We start from the raw sequence: 14843 nt of genomic DNA, 5'->3' as shown, positions 1-14843 counted from the left end.
AAAAGAAATCTGTTAAAGATTTTCGAGAGGTGTGATTAGTCCAATGGAAATGTATAGAAAACATAAAGAAAATTTACTAATAATTTTGAGTAAAGGAGAATAAAAATGAAAAAGCTTATTTCTTTCATTTTGTCTTTGACAATGATTTGTTGTGTTATTTCTGTTCCGGCTTCGGCAGTCAGTACAAAAGCTCCTTTAACGAATTATGACAGTGACACAATTGCCGCAGAAAGTGCAGGGCCATGGTTTGGGGATGTTTCAGAAGACTTTTCGATCTATGTCCCTTCTGGAGAAGAAAAACAATTTCAGGCTAGAGTAAGTGCGGTATTAATGGCTGCAATTGGTCCTTTTATTCCCTACCCTGCGATTCAGTCTGTTTGTGCTGTAGGGGCTACGATTCTTTCTTCTGTAGAAGATGATCAAAGTTCCGCACATACTTATTATGTCACGATTCAAAAACGATATCGGGAAATTGAGGTTGGAGGTGCATTTTCCCACTATGAAACGATGGTCATAACTACCTTCTACAGCGACCCTGGTAGAACCGATTATTTAACAAGCGACACACAGATTTTTGAGGGTCAAATGATGATGAAGGCCAATGAAGAAATTTGAAAACATTGGTAATATTTTAAGATACTTCGCCTCTGCTCTTCTATTAATTTCAATTTGTTTTAATTTTCCCCGTCCGATCCGTCTTACTTTTGGCCTTGTTGCCACTGGAATTATTTGTGTAACTGGGATCCTTCAGTATCTCCTGTTATGGCGGGAAGAGCGAACGGCCATAAACAAATGGAAACTCTTATTATTTACGGGATTTTCTTTGATCTGTCTCTGTTTGGTAATCGGTTCCTATTTTTGGTTGACATGACAGGCCCTTGGCTTACATATGGAGCTTACATAGTAAGCAGGAGATAAAAGTTCTAAATATTTTCCCAAATAAGTGCATCAACTGTCGACTAAAAAAGTTTCCGCCTTGGATTTCCCGCTGAACCTAATGGAGGACGCGCGGAAAAGCGTGAAGAAATAAATCTTTTTAGAAATGGCAGCTCCCGGAGCAGGGCGTCGGATGTGCGCCTGTTCCGGGAGTTTTATTTCCCATTTAAAATATTGTTTGATTTATAATCAATAAAATCGTCTCGTTAAATCCTCCAAATTACACACAACTATTTCTAATTTGCAAATCTACCATTTTTATTGACATGTTTTTAATAAAACGTTATTATTGCAATAGAAGAAATCTGTTAAAGATTTTCGAGAGGTGTGATTAGTCCAATGGAAATGTATAGAAAACATAAAGAAAATTTACTAATAATTTTGAGTAAAGGAGAATAAAGAGGAGTTTATAGAATGACTCTTAGACGGCTTATCTGGTTAATTGTTAGCGTGATTCTAATCCTTACCCCGGTCCAGCTTCAACAAAACATTCCGATTCCGTTGGCAATCCTATGCGTAAGCGTTGGCTGCTTCATCGGGTCTTATCCGGACATTGTGGTATGTATGCGGGTATGGAAAAAAGAAGGTCTAAGCCTAAAAAGGAATCGCGCCATAATCGAAACCATCATTTATGAAGTAATATGGACGGCTATTCTCGTTTTCGATTTTGTTTTTCATTGGTTCGGCAGAGAAAGAATTCTGATTCCAACCCTTTTGGGGATCTTCCTTGCTGCATATTTTATTTACACGCGCCCTTTCTCTGCAGAAGATATGGCAGGCAAAAACCCTTTTGTATCCGTCCGTATCCTAAAACGTGAGGGGCCGCTAGATTTAACAGAGACTCCCCGTTCCTCTGAGGCTTCTACCGCAAACGTAATCTGCATTTTTACTCAGGCTCCGTCTGAACTGCAAAGCGTCGCCCAATTTTTGAATCAATATCCTGTAAACCGCAAGAGACAATTGGGTATAAGCTCCCATACGAATTCTGTGGAGGATTCCTGCGAGGGCAACGAGGGCATCCTTTTGGAAATTCATCTCTATTACAAGGATTCGAATGGGTCATTAGATGCAGTAACCTACTGTATCAATTCTCAAGGCGATATGCATGCTGACGGTTTTCCCTGCGGAATCGGGCGGTTTGGGCAACGAAATCAAGCGTTTTATGAGGCGCTATTGCGTCTGTTTGCCGAGAAATCCCATTCGCCCCTTTGGGAAGTTTCCTCCTAACGGCCTTCCTCCCGGCATCTGCCGCGTGTCCTATGAACAATCTACTCCGTTGGCCGTGAGAATTCCACGGTAGTTGAAAATCGGATAAAGGACGCACGGAAAAGCGTAAAGAAATAAATCTTTTTAGAAATGGCAGCTCCCGGAGCAAGGTGTCGGATGTGCGCCTGTTCCAGGAGTTTTCTTTGCCGGTGAATCAATCAAAAACTTCTATATATTTACAAAAAACATTTTTAAAAATGTTATAGATTCCCTGTGAAAATATATGACTTTTTATTGACAATTCCTATATAATTCTATATTATTTTTCTTATAAGGATGATGCTCATTAGAAAGGTGTGATTGGTTCAATGGGCTATTCTGTGGATTTTGCTTCCTTTAGAAACCAACGTACAGCATGAATGCAGTCAAAATGGGGGGCGTGCTATGGATCGCATCAAGAAACAGGCTTTCATCCATTCGGCCAAACCGTATATTCCCGGATTCGCTCTGATTTTATTCCTTCTCATAAGGCCCTGGGTGGTCGGATTTTTGGACAAACAGCGTTCCCTTACTTATGAGCCCCAATGGTTTGTTATAAAGTGGGGCTTCGTATTCGTCACGGAAATTGCCTTTGGATTTATCCTGTGCCTCTTGGCGACTCCCTGCGAAGGACGCTTGCACCGGTTTTCCTTCGGTTTTCTCTTGTTGTTTGTCGGTTTGATTGGGCTTACCTCGGCTTTTTACTGGGGAATGTTCTATCCAGTATTGGCTCCCGAAAGCGGGACCATCACATTGCTGCATGTCCTATCCGGTGTAGCCCTTTTCAACGTATTTTTCAGGAAACGGGGGATTCCTCTTGAGGACGGATCCATCTCAAAAGTATGAAAATCTCCATCGTTCCTGGCGGCCGGATATTTCCACATCGGTATTGCTGTTGATTCTCATTGCTATTGAAACGATCCCACATATTTTTTCAATAATCCGTTCTATCTGGGAAGTGGGCCTTTTTAACTCCTTTTTCGGTCGCTGGTAAACGGTATGCACAATCCATGCAATAATCCTGTGCGCAAACAAATTCCCCGTAGAAAGGCGGCAGTTGGGCTGCATCGCTTTGATCTATGTGGCCCGTTTAACGGATTCCCGTTTGTTTACCTCCTATGCCATACTGGAAAGGCAGGGAATTCCCTTGAAGCTTGCAGAACCGCGAAATCCTAAATGCAAAAAAATCTTGCTTGTTGTTCTTCTCTGTTTCCTCTTGGCCGTCTATTTTTTCTACACGCGCCCCTTCTCCGTGGACGGCCTAGCCGGGGGAAATCCCCTCATATCTGCAAATATTCTGAAATACGAAGTCTCGTTTCAGGCGGGGGACGCGCCCCCAAAAACTACTACAACCAGTATCTTTACCAAATCCCCCTCCGAATTGGAGGATCTCGCATCGTTTTTGGACGGGTACCCGGTCAACCGGAAGGTAAATTGGAAAAGCTGGATTGGCATCACCGACAATGGCAATTTTGTTGAAAATAGCGGCATCGTTTTTCTGGACATCTATCTCAGTTACGAGAAACCGGACGGCACCCTGGATTCCGTGTCCTACGGCATCAATTCCCAAGGGAAAATGAATTTGGAGGGGGCCCCCTGTGGAATCGGGCGGTTTGGGCAACGAAATCAAGCGTTTTATGAAGCGCTATTGCGTCTGTTTGCCGAGAAATCCCATTCGCCCCTTTGGGAAGTTTCCTCCTAACGGTCTCTCCCGGCATCCACGGCCGTATCCTGTGGAAAATTTGATCCCGTTGTCCTTTTAGGAGAGTTGATAAAAATAACTCTAAAAGAAATCCGCTTCCCCGCGCAACGTCTCCGAAAGTCCATTCCCCGGCCTTTGATCTGGATTGGCATTCTCTTGGCAATTCTCCTCTGTTTCGCCCTGTTCTTTCATCCAGCCTCTCTGGGGAATGTTGTGCGGGACTTCAGCTCTACAGAAAAGGTCCATATTGTACATTACTATACCGTAGCAACGTCGCATCTGCCGCCCCAAAAGGAGGGGGAGCTCTCTTTTTCCTACACGGATACAGAAAAACAGGAAGCTTTTCTGGAGATTCTGGACCGCTATGTCCTGTTTAAAAGCCCGAATCAGACATACGGCGGTATCGGGGAAGAAGTCTACCGCCTCGCGATCGATCTGACGGACGCGCACGAACCATCGGGCATCCTGGCCATCACCGTCCACAGCACGGGGGACTTCACCATGAACGGCACCCAGTATGACGTCGGGTTTGGGGGCATGCACGGCCAGCAGCCTTATCAGGACTTGGCCGCTTTTCTGGAAGAATTCGCTTAATTTGCATGGGCAAACGCCTTGCAAACCGAGGACGGTATGGAACTGCTTTTTCCAAGCATAAAGAAGGGGCTGTTGCAGAATCATCTGCAACAGCCCCTTCGTATTTGTATCTGTTCAAATTTAGCCTGCAATCTCCGCAAGATTGTTGACCGCTGTCTGCCAAAGCTCCAGGAACTCCTCATACTTTGTCTGGCCTTCGGAGAGCTTATCGCTGACAATCGTCAGATCCCCGCCGTCGCCGAGGTTGTTTGCCATCTCACGGAATGCCGCTGTGCCTTCCAAAGCTTTATCCACGGCTGTGTTGAATTCTTCCTGCACCGCCTGGTACTTCTCCGGCGCTTCCACGGCCTTCAGCGCGTTGAAATCCTCTTCCAGGGTGTCAATCGCATTGAGCATCGCCGTCTGGGAGTCAGCGTCCCCCGGCTGGATGCCCGCCAACGCCGTATTAAAATCGGTCTGGGACAGCGTGATGTCATTCATGATCGCTGTGACGTCCTCTTCCCATTGTTTCTCCTCCTGGTTCCCACCGCAGCCGACCAGCGCGGCAATCATCAGAAGAACGATCGCAAGGACGCCTACCTTTTTGAATGTTTTCGTCATATTCATAAGATTCTTTCCTCCAATGTCATGCAAAAGTATGGAATGTTTTATTATTTTATCATCTTTGGCGTATAAAGTCCACCCTTTTTGAACGATTCATTGGAACAAAAAAGGACCCTCTTCATGGAACATCTCCAAATTCCGTGAAGGGGGACCCACCGATACAATCAAATGGTCTTTGCCTTCCGCCCCTCATAGCGGTCGATCACCGCCATGAGCACCACCGCAAGGACCACCGTCAGGATCGTCTGCGGGATCATATAGAGCGCATTGTAGGTCAGTGAATACTGCCAGACCGCCCAGCCTTCGGGCGTATACTCGGTCCATACGGTTACGCCGGAAAGGAAGCTGCACAGCAGGCGGATCAGGCACACCGCACAGGTTCCCACCGCCACGCTGACGCTGCGGTTCCGGAACGGCTTCCCAAAGACCGATGCCGCTCCAACGACGGTGAAGGCAATCACATAATCCAATAAAATCACCACGGCAAATGCACCGAATGTCTTGGCGGGCGGCGCGTCAAACCGCATGAGCATCTGCAACAGGCTGTGGGTGAACGCCGCGCCAATCCCCCATTTCGGGCCCTGATGGAACGAAAGCAGCACCAGCGGGACCATCCCACAGGTGACGGTGCCGCCAAACGGCATCTGCCAGAGCTTGAAGAAATCGAGCACGACCGAAAGGGCGATCATCAGCGCGCTCTCCACCAAGATCACCGTTGTGTTGTTCTTTTTCATAAACATTCCCTCCTGTGTGCGGGCGATCCCGCCGGCCTGTGTCCGCCCCTGAGCGCAGGTCCGCTGAAATCGAAACGCGCAAAAATACCCCGCGGACAGCCGCGGGGCACAAACCATAATCTTCCTACGCTGGCATTATCCAGATCAGGTATGGTTGAAACGCGTCGATTCGCGTTCTCTCAGCCGGGAACACCCAGCACCCCTTATTCATTTCTATTTATCATATCTGCTTCCAGATGATCTGTCAAGGAACGGCCCTTTTTGCCATCAGGCCGCTTTCCAAAAAAGCGCCGGAAATCCCGCGCAGGGCCATCCCTTCCTCCCCCTTGGAGACGAATCCCGCTCCGAATCTTGTATGGATTTTTCTATCCAAATCCATCTGTCTTTTTCTGTTTTATTCTCCGGTTCGGTATGCTATAATAACAGAAAAGACTTGTAAATATTTCCACGGATGGTTGGAAAACGGCAAAACCCGTCGGAAAACGCGCCACAGGGGGTGTGGGAATGAAGGTCGTGGACCTGCGCAACATCTTTGCCAATTGCAACGATCAGCTCATCGAAATCAGCGACAACCGGATCTACTATGCCGAAGAAAAAAACGAGGAGGGCCACAACAGCCTTTTCCTTTTGGAATACAACCGGATCACCAGGCGGGAGCGCATCCTGGCCAACTATATCCTGGACAGGCCCGCCTTTGTGCCGCATTTTTTCAGTTTTTCCGATGTGATCCTGCTGCTCCTGGAGGACGGCAGCAGCCATGTGGAGCTTCTGGCCATTGACAAAATCACCGGCGAAGAGCGCCACGCGGTGGTGCTGAGCCTGGTGGGGAATTTTTCCGAGTGCGCCGCGCTGGATGAGAGCCGCATCATCCTCTTTACCGAAGAGGACGATTCACACGCGGAGCTCTTTTCGGAATACCGCCGCCTGACCGGGTTTGCGCGCGTGGCCCTGCTGTTCGATCTGGAAGAAGAAGCCTATTATTACCTGCGGGACCCGCGCATCTGCAACGCCGCTGCCCGCGACCTCGTTACATACAACCTGGACGGCGACCAGCAGCTTCTGGTGCTTCAGCCGCACGGCGATGAGACCGAAAAATGGAACTGTTACCGCAACCGGCGCTGGCTCGGCGACCATGTCAACGACAACGTCTGGCTGTGCCCGCTGTTTGATTTTATCGTCTCCGCCAAGGCGGGGGAAAAGCGCGTCCCGCTGGAATTGATCCTGAGCGCAGGCACGGCTGGGCTGGTCCGCTACGCGGGTATGAATGCGGAATCCATCTATTTCCGTGCGAAACATTTCCCCTCCAACGACCAGCGCCTCTGCGCCGTCGATAAGCGTACCGGGAAGCGGCAGATCGTGGCGCAGCTCAACCTCCGCCCGGACGAGCAGGAGGGGTATTTCTGCATCGACACGGAGGACGGCCGCGCCTACAAAATCGTGGACCGCGGCGATTATTTGGAGGCCGTGGGCGTGCTGAATTCCAGCCTCCACGCGCGGTACAGCAAGGAGCTGGGCGACTTCATCACCTGCGTGGAGGACCGCTTCATCATCGCCAGATACATCCTCGCCGACGAGAAGGATTCCTTTGAATTCCATTCCATCTTCGACTGCCTCACCGGGGAGCAGCAGAGCTATGAATGCGCCTGCGCGGTGGAAGGCGGCACGGTGGTCCTGTATTGACACTTACGCTTCATTGAAGCGTCCACATAGCCCAACAGATGCGGTTGCCCCTACTGCGCGCGGGGAAGCGGCGCCAATTGCCATTCGACAGCAGCGCCATTGAACGAAATCCGAAGAAGCAAAACTATTTCCGTCCTGCTCCCAGGATTGCCCATCTTATGTACCCGCCGGAAACACACAGATAAAGCCAAACAAATTGCCGCCGCACAGGAGCTTGTCCTGCACGGCGGCTTCTTTTTCTCGATCAGAGCTTCACCTTGTCGGGGTCGCTGAAATAAATGTCGTACCAGATCAGGAACACGTAGATCGTCCAGATCTTGCGGTTGTTGTCGCACTTGCCCTGGAAATGCTCGTCCAGGAGCTTGACCAGCGCATCCGTATGGAAGAACTGCTTTGCCGTCTCGCCGGTAAATGCCGCCTTGACAATGTCGTAATACTTCTGCTCCCGCAGCCACACGCGCGTGGGCACCGGGAAGCCCAGCTTCTTCTTCTGGGCCGTGGCGGGCGGCAGATGGCGCATGGCCGCTTTGCGCATCGCATACTTGGTGTTTTCCGGGTTGACGCGCAGGCGGCGCGGCAGCCGGGAGGCTACTTTGAACACCTCTTTGTCCAAGAACGGCACGCGCAGCTCCAACGAGTTGGCCATGCTCATGCGGTCGGCCTTGAGCAGGATGTCCCCGGCCAGCCAGACGTTGATGTCCAGATACTGCATCTTGGTCACGTCGTCCTTGCCCTGGACGCGGTCGTAGAAGGGGCGCGTCAGTTCCTGCGGGCGGGTGCAGGGCATCCCCTCCCGCAGCAGCTTGCGCTTCTCCTCCATGGTGAACATGCTGCAATTGCCGATGAAGCTTTCCTCGATCGGCTGTGCGCCGCGGATCAGGAAACTCTTGCCGCGGAAGCGGAACGGCAGCGCCTTGGCGATCGCCGCAAACGCCTTGCGCAGGAACAGCGGCAGCTTTTTATAGCCCGCCAGGTCGTCCGGCTCGTGGTAGATATTGTAGCCGCCGAAGAGCTCGTCCGCGCCCTCGCCGGAAAGGACCACCTTGACATACTCGCTCGCAATCTTGGAGACAAAATATAGCGCAATGCAGGAGGCGTCCGCGAGGGGCTGGTCCATATGGTACTGCACCTTGCGGATGCTGTCCCAATATTCCTCCGTGGAGATCACTTTGTAATGGTGCTCCAAGCCGACCTCTTTGCTCAACCCCTTGGCCCAGTCGATCTCGTTGTACTTTTCCCCGTAGTCAAACCCGACGGTAAAGGTCTTTTGCCCCTTAAAATAGGTGGACACATAGCTGGAATCCACGCCGCTGGACAGGAAACAGCCGACCTCCACATCGCTGATCTTGTGCGCCGCGACGGATTCCTCAAACACCTTCTCGATCGCGTCCACGGCCTGTTCCTCGGTCATGCTTTCGTCCGCGTCAAATTTCGGCTCCCAATAGCGTGTGGTCGTGACCTTGCCGTCCTTATACCAGAGGTAATGGGCAGGCATCAGGCAGAACACGTTTTCAAAGAAGGTCTCCGGGGGCGGGGCGTATTCAAACGAAATGTAGTTGTCCAGCGCATGGCGGTTGAACTTCTTCTGGAAGCCCGGGAATTCCAAAATGCTCTTGATCTCGGACCCATAGACGAACGAATCGCCCACCTGTGTATAGTGGAGCGGTTTAATGCCGAAATAGTCGCGCGCCAGGAAAAGGCTGTTGTCCACCGTGTTCCAGATGGCAAAGCCAAACATCCCGCGCAGGCGGTTCAAAAGGCCCTCTTTCCACTCCTCAAAGCCGTGCACCAACACCTCAGAATCCGTATTGGTATAAAATTTATGGCCCTTTTCCAGCAATTCCTTGCGCAGGTCCTGATAATTGTAGATCTCCCCGTTGAAGGTCAGCACAAGGGTGCGGTCCTCATTATAGATGGGCTGGTCGCCCGTGTTCCCCACGTCGATGATGGACAGGCGGCGGAACCCCATTGTCACGCCGTCCCCGGCAAATACGCCGGAGCTGTCCGGGCCGCGGTGGGTGATGACGTCCGTCATCCGCTTGATTACCTCGTCGCGGTCGAGCACTTCGCCCGTAAAACCACAGATTCCACACATGGTTGGCACCTCACTTATTCAAAAGCGCCGTGCATCCGGCGCCGGAATTTCAATCCTCTTCTTTGTATGCGTCGAGAAGCTTCTGCGCGAGCACCGGGTCCACCGGCGCAAAGCCCTTCTGCTCCGGGTGGACCTCTTCCACAATCTCCAGCGAACGGCGGTAAGCGTCCATCCGGGTGGTTTTCAGCACTGGCTCCGCGCTCCCCTGGAAAAAGAACACAAACCCGATGCGGTTCTTTTCCTCCTCCGCAAAGGAAAAATACCCTTCCCGTGGCTTTTTTCCATCCTTTTTCTCCACCACAGCAGAAAGGGCCCATTTCACCAGCTCGACCGCGCGGTCATCCAGGCTGGCTTCAAAGATCAAAATCTTCTCCTTGAGCTCCGCCAGGGAGGAAACCACGCGCTTTTGCACGTAACCGATCTGCGGGAATGCGCGGTCCACATCGACCGCATCCAGTTCCTCTTTCCCTCCGTTTGGAACCAGATAGACCATCAATTTACGCCCCTTGTCGTGGTACAGGCAGGGATAAGCCATCTGTGCGACATAGCCGCAGGCGGGGCACGTCCAATTAAACAGGGTCTCCTGAAGCACCTGTTCCCGCAGGTTTGGGTTCACCTCGGCGTTGATGCCCGGCCACATCCGTGTTTCCACCGCCTCCCCGCACCGCGGGCAGCTCACCGGCCGGCTGATCTCGGTTGACATGCATCGTTCACTCCCTAGTTTCTCAAATCATCCCGGGCTGTATCCAGCCTTTTGGAAAGAATGTCGTTTAAAAATTAGTATAACACAATCCCTTGCAAGGTACAACGTTTCAAGCCCGGAAAGGAAAATTCCGTCCAACCGGATACAAATTTTTCACTGTTCTTTTTGCCTATTTTGCGGTATAATAAGGTTAATTCAAAAAGAGCGCTTGGAGCGCATCAGAAAAGGCGTCATGCCAAATATCGCCGCATCAGCGGGACCGGAGGGAAAACGATGGGTATTTTCAGTGTAATTGGCAATGAAGTAACAAAAGCCGTCGACTATGTCGTAGAGAAAAACCGCAAAGCCGCCATGATCAACCGGCTCCGGATCGTCATCAAAAACGAGCGGGAAAACACCGCGCGCGCCTATGTTGCGCTTGGAAAATATTATATGGAGCACCTGCGCAATCCGGAGGACGCACAGGCGGAGCAGCTCTGCAAGGCTGTAGAGGAAAGCGAAGCGCGTATGCGCAAGGCGTTCAACAAATTGGACGAGATCGCCTCCCCGGTGGAAGAGGAAGACCAGTGCGCGGGCTGCAACGACGATTGCGACGTATGCCCGTATTATGAAGACCTGGATGCGGCGCAGCGGGAAGAGCTCGCCCACTGCGCCGGCCATGCGGATGAAGCCGACGACGATATTCCAGCGGCGCCCTTTGTCAATGAGGCGCACGATGCGGCCGCAGCGGAAGAGGAACGCCAGGAGGCCGAAAAGCACGCAGAGTTGGAGGATGCGCCCGCCCCTGCATCCGACGTAACCGCAGGCAAGCCGGACATCTTTGGCGAAGCGGCGGAGGACGACGCGGAATAATGAGCAAGAAGAAAGTTCTTTTGGGCATGAGCGGCGGCGTGGACAGTTCGGTCGCCGCTCTTTTGCTGTTAAAAGCCGGCTACGACGTGACGGGCATGACCATGCGCCTGCGGCCGGACGCCTACATGCAGCAGAGCGCCTCCGGCGGCTGCTGTTCCCTGGACGACATCGACGACGCGCGCCGGGTGTGTTACCAATTGGGCATCGAGCATTTGGTCTTGAATTTCACCGAGCAATTCGAGCGCGACGTCATCCAATATTTTGCCGGGCAGTACGCGGCGGGCCGCACGCCGAATCCCTGCATTGCATGCAACCGGCACTTGAAATTCGACGCGATGCTGCAAAAGGCGCGGCTGCTGGGGTATGATTACATCGCCACCGGGCACTACGCGGTGATCGAGCAAAACAGCGCCGGGCGCAGGCTGCTGAAAAAGGCCCCGGCCAGCAAGGACCAGAGCTATGTGCTCTATTCCCTGACACAGGACCAGCTCGCGCATACGCTGATGCCCCTGGGCGCATACACCAAACCGGAGGCCCGCCGCATGGCGGAGGAAGCCGGGCTCCGCGTGGCGCACAAGCCGGACAGCCAGGAAATCTGCTTTGTTGAGGACAACGACTACGCCGGTTTTTTGGAGCGCTATACGGGGAAAAAAGCCCCGGAGGGCGATTTTGTGGATGCGGAAGGCCATGTTTTGGGCCGCCACCGGGGAATCACGCACTACACCATCGGCCAGCGCAAGGGGCTGGGCGTCTCCTTCGGCAGGCCCATGTATGTGACAAAAATCGACGCTGTCTTGAACCGCGTCACCCTTGGGGAAGAGGGCAGCCAATATGCGTCGTCCCTGCTGGCGGACGACCTGAACTTCATCCCCTTTGATACATTGGACAAGCCCTTACAGGTACACGCAAAGGTCCGCTACCAGGCGCGCCCCGCCGAGGCAGTCTTAACCCCGGTGGAACACGGCCGCGTGCGGGTGGACTTCGCAGAGGCGCAGCGTTCCATCACGCCGGGGCAGGCTGTCGTCTTCTACGACGGGGACCTGGTCGTCGGCGGAGGGACGATTGTCTGAATCCAGGAAGAAAACAGACCTATAAAAGGAACCAAGCCGGCCCGTAGGCATATTGCCTTGGACCGGCTTGGTTTGTTTTGAATATTTTTATTAGAGATTTATAAGCACTTGAAATTCGGCACATGGCCAAGCTCCTATTGAACCTCTTACATCTCTTTTTCTCGGTTTTCCCGAAATTTATTTGCCGTTTCCACCAGAAGCCCTACCTCGATCGTATCCAATCCTGTAACAGAAATCGTGGCTGTATCGTTTAATCCTAATAAATAATCTGTACTCACTTTCCAGATCCGTGCGAGTTCTACAACATACTGTGTGGACGGGACAGAAAAGCCACTTTCCCAGGCGTTTACACTGCTTCGCGTAATATTCAACAATCTTGCCAAATCATTTTGCGTTAGTTTATTCCTCTCTCGCAACTCTCTTATTTTTTCCCCTATCATACAGCCGCCCCCTCCCATATCAATACAATACTCTTTACCTAAAGATATTGCATTATCACAAAGATGTTTATACTTGACAACTGATAACATTTTTTGTAATATCGAGAGGGAATCTAAGGAGCAAGGGGATATTGGAAATGAACTTTTGTGAGAATCACCTCTGTGTTTACTGGCAAAATCATACATGCTGCCTTGACTTCGTCCGTGTGGACGAATCTGGAAGCTGTGCAAGCTGTATTTTCGTTTCCATTCCTCAGGAAATAATCGAACGCGAACGAAAGAAACAACTTCTTCGCTATGAACAGACAGACAATCTTCTATAAAAAACACGCGCCGGGAACCATTTTCATGGCTCCCGGCGCGATTCTTATGATGAAATTATGCGGCTTCCGAAGAGGTTTCCTCGCCGGAGTCATCCGTGCCCTCCTGCGAAGAGGTCTCGTCCGTGGACGCGGCAACCGAGGACGTCTCCTGTACAAACATATCCGGCTGGTAGGAGTCGATCGCACTCTGGTTGACCGTCGCATTATAGCTGTCCGCTGCGTCGTCAATCTTTGCTTGGAATTCTTCCTGCTTCATGGTTTGCAGGATGCTGGTGCGGCTCGTCTCGTCGCTGATGCGCTCGTCCGCCGTCGCATTGATGTCGTCCTTGACCAGCAGGACCTTATACAGCCCCTGCACATCGATGACGCTCGCCTTGCCGTTTTCCAACGTGTCCAGCTCCGTGCCGAACTCCAACGGATAAGAAGCCGTCTCGCCGCTGAAATCCGCCGCATCGGTGTAAACCTGCACCGTGTCGTCGCCGGAAGAAGCCTTATAGGCGTCGGCCGCATCCTGGATGGTCATGGAGCCGTCGTTGATCTGGGAGGCATACCCCTTAAATTCCGTATCCAGCTGGGAAAGCTCGTCGTCGCTCAAGCTTGCACCGGTGGTCATGTCGATGATCGGCGCCATAACATACGAAAACGCCTTATAATTGGTCAGATAATAGTCCTTCACATCCTCGTCGGAGACTTCTTCCGTCCCACCAGGGCCGTAGGTTGCGTCAAACACCTTGGTAAACTTGGTGTAATAGTCGGCATACGCCAAGTTAAACGAAGACTTCGCCACGCCATATTCGGTCATAGCAGTAGAGATCGATCCCCAGAAGCTGTCGGTCTGGTCGGAAACCTGCTGCAGCTCGTCCTCGGTGAGGCTGAGGCCCATATCCCGCATCATGTCGTCGATCACAAGGATGGACTTGGTCTGGCGCAGGGCAAAATCCTTCATCCAGGTAGCTGCATCCTGATCCTCCACGGTCTGCTCCAATACAGGCTGGGTGGCGTCCTCTACCATGTAGTACGCCTGCTGATAAGCGCTGTACAGGTTATAGATATAAGCGCCGATCGGAACGGTGAGGTTCTCACTCTTGACCGCCCAGCTCTTGTCCGTCCCAGAACAAGCGGTAGCGCTTACCATCATGACCAGCGACAGGACAGCCGCCAGGCACTTTTTCCATGTTTTCATGATTACACTCTCCTTAATTGCCGGCACGCAAATCTATTTTGCGCAGTTCCGACGAATCATTTTTCGGCATTTTTAGCACATTAGACAATATTATACACCAGATGTTTCATTTTGTCCATCAAAAAATCGATTTTTGTTGAAATAAAAGTATTTCATGTGAGAAACATCTTGCAAAGCGCCATCGATTCCTGCCGCCATTTCTTTCATTCGCCGGATGGGACATCTCCGCGCTGTGCATAAAACACCGTTTAGTTGGACTGGCTGCGTGCCTGCGCCTTTGCGAAAAAGCGCTCCTTTTCCACGCTGACGCGCTCGTGGGTGCCGCGCGCAATCACGCCCGCATTGTCCCTGGCTTCCAGCGTAAAGCGGTACATACGCCCGTCCACTTCGGTCAATGTTGCGGTCGCCTCCACCTTCACGCCCGTCACGGTGGGGCAAAGGTGCTCGATGGTGATTTGGCTTCCCACGGTGGTCCAGCCCTCCTGAAGCTCTTTCTGCGCCAGCTCTGCTGCGGCGCCCTCTAAAAATGCAGCTACCATCGGCGTAGCCAAAACCTCCACACTGCCGCTTCCCACGGCGGTTGCCAGCATCTCCGGCTTCACTACATATTCCTTTGTCAAAGTCTTATCCATTGTATTTGCCTCCTATTCCTGTTATAATTCTGATGAGTTTGCCGTCTTATT

15 protein-coding genes are annotated in these 14843 nt (G+C 51.7%); 8 read left to right on the top strand and 7 right to left on the bottom strand.

Translation table 11 applies throughout. The features are described 5' to 3' along the window. Positions 1–105 precede the first annotated feature (105 nt). The 5 genes from I2G69_RS13145 (at position 106) to I2G69_RS13125 (ending at position 4477) form a co-directional block, all read left to right on the top strand. Complete coding sequence (locus I2G69_RS13145; protein WP_087233922.1) at positions 106–615, top strand: hypothetical protein; 510 nt, start codon at positions 106–108, stop codon at positions 613–615. A gap of 735 nt (positions 616–1350) precedes the next feature. Further along, entirely contained in the window at positions 1351–2163 is an 813-nt protein-coding gene (locus I2G69_RS13140; RefSeq protein ID WP_191448848.1) for a hypothetical protein, read from the top strand. Between the two features lie 423 nt (positions 2164–2586). Further along, positions 2587–3027, top strand: a complete 441-nt coding sequence (locus I2G69_RS13135) for a hypothetical protein (protein ID WP_195560917.1) — start codon at positions 2587–2589, stop codon at positions 3025–3027. 343 nt (positions 3028–3370) lie between these two features. Then, positions 3371–3883 carry a hypothetical protein gene (locus tag I2G69_RS14095; RefSeq protein WP_207740597.1) on the top strand — a complete coding sequence of 171 codons (513 nt, stop codon included), beginning with the start codon at positions 3371–3373 and terminating at the stop codon, positions 3881–3883. Between the two features lie 156 nt (positions 3884–4039). Next, positions 4040–4477 carry a hypothetical protein gene (locus I2G69_RS13125; protein ID WP_207740596.1) on the top strand — a complete coding sequence of 146 codons (438 nt, stop codon included), beginning with the start codon at positions 4040–4042 and terminating at the stop codon, positions 4475–4477. 120 nt (positions 4478–4597) lie between these two features. On the opposite strand, the gene I2G69_RS13120 is transcribed toward I2G69_RS13125, so the two are convergent. After that, on the bottom strand, positions 4598–5083 hold the full coding sequence (locus I2G69_RS13120) for a hypothetical protein (RefSeq protein ID WP_191448849.1): 486 nt from the start codon (positions 5081–5083) through the stop codon (positions 4598–4600). Positions 5084–5244: 161 nt separating this feature from the next. After that, the gene (gene thiT, locus I2G69_RS13115; protein WP_087233906.1) at positions 5245–5814 is read right to left on the bottom strand and encodes an energy-coupled thiamine transporter ThiT; all 570 of its coding nucleotides are present in this window, start codon (positions 5812–5814) and stop codon (positions 5245–5247) included. Between the two features lie 504 nt (positions 5815–6318). Here thiT and I2G69_RS13110 point away from each other — a divergent pair. Continuing rightward, positions 6319–7494, top strand: coding sequence for a hypothetical protein (locus tag I2G69_RS13110; RefSeq protein WP_195560914.1), 1176 nt, complete (start codon positions 6319–6321; stop codon positions 7492–7494). Between the two features lie 244 nt (positions 7495–7738). On the opposite strand, the gene asnB is transcribed toward I2G69_RS13110, so the two are convergent. Continuing rightward, positions 7739–9589, bottom strand: coding sequence for an asparagine synthase (glutamine-hydrolyzing) (asnB, locus tag I2G69_RS13105; protein WP_191441315.1), 1851 nt, complete (start codon positions 9587–9589; stop codon positions 7739–7741). Positions 9590–9638: 49 nt separating this feature from the next. After that, complete coding sequence (locus I2G69_RS13100; protein WP_195560913.1) at positions 9639–10292, bottom strand: CpXC domain-containing protein; 654 nt, start codon at positions 10290–10292, stop codon at positions 9639–9641. Positions 10293–10565: 273 nt separating this feature from the next. Between I2G69_RS13100 and I2G69_RS13095 the strand changes: the two genes are divergently transcribed. Together I2G69_RS13095 and mnmA are read left to right on the top strand one after the other, a co-directional pair. Continuing rightward, complete coding sequence (locus tag I2G69_RS13095) at positions 10566–11144, top strand: hypothetical protein (protein WP_087233898.1); 579 nt, start codon at positions 10566–10568, stop codon at positions 11142–11144. After that, a complete protein-coding gene (gene mnmA / locus I2G69_RS13090) occupies positions 11144–12214 on the top strand; it encodes a tRNA 2-thiouridine(34) synthase MnmA (RefSeq protein ID WP_195560912.1) in 1071 nt (356 codons plus the stop codon). Before I2G69_RS13095 ends, mnmA begins: the two co-directional genes overlap by 1 nt. A gap of 146 nt (positions 12215–12360) precedes the next feature. Here mnmA and I2G69_RS13085 read toward each other — a convergent pair whose 3' ends face one another. The 3 genes from I2G69_RS13085 to I2G69_RS13075 all read right to left on the bottom strand — a co-directional run bounded on the left by I2G69_RS13085 (position 12361) and on the right by I2G69_RS13075 (position 14792). Continuing rightward, positions 12361–12654: a helix-turn-helix domain-containing protein gene (locus tag I2G69_RS13085; protein ID WP_191405949.1), complete on the bottom strand. Its 294-nt coding sequence runs from the start codon at positions 12652–12654 to the stop codon at positions 12361–12363. A 378-nt stretch (positions 12655–13032) separates the two neighbouring features. Then, positions 13033–14160, bottom strand: a complete 1128-nt coding sequence (locus I2G69_RS13080) for a hypothetical protein (protein ID WP_195560911.1) — start codon at positions 14158–14160, stop codon at positions 13033–13035. 248 nt (positions 14161–14408) lie between these two features. Then, the gene (locus I2G69_RS13075) at positions 14409–14792 is read right to left on the bottom strand and encodes a thioesterase family protein (RefSeq protein WP_191521240.1); all 384 of its coding nucleotides are present in this window, start codon (positions 14790–14792) and stop codon (positions 14409–14411) included. Between the last annotated feature and the right edge of the window lie 51 nt (positions 14793–14843).

It is taken from the genome of Anaeromassilibacillus sp. D41t1_190614_C2, assembly GCF_015558525.1.
Lineage (GTDB): Bacteria > Bacillota > Clostridia > Oscillospirales > Acutalibacteraceae > Anaeromassilibacillus > Anaeromassilibacillus stercoravium.
This window is presented reverse-complemented; position numbering and strand designations above follow the sequence as displayed.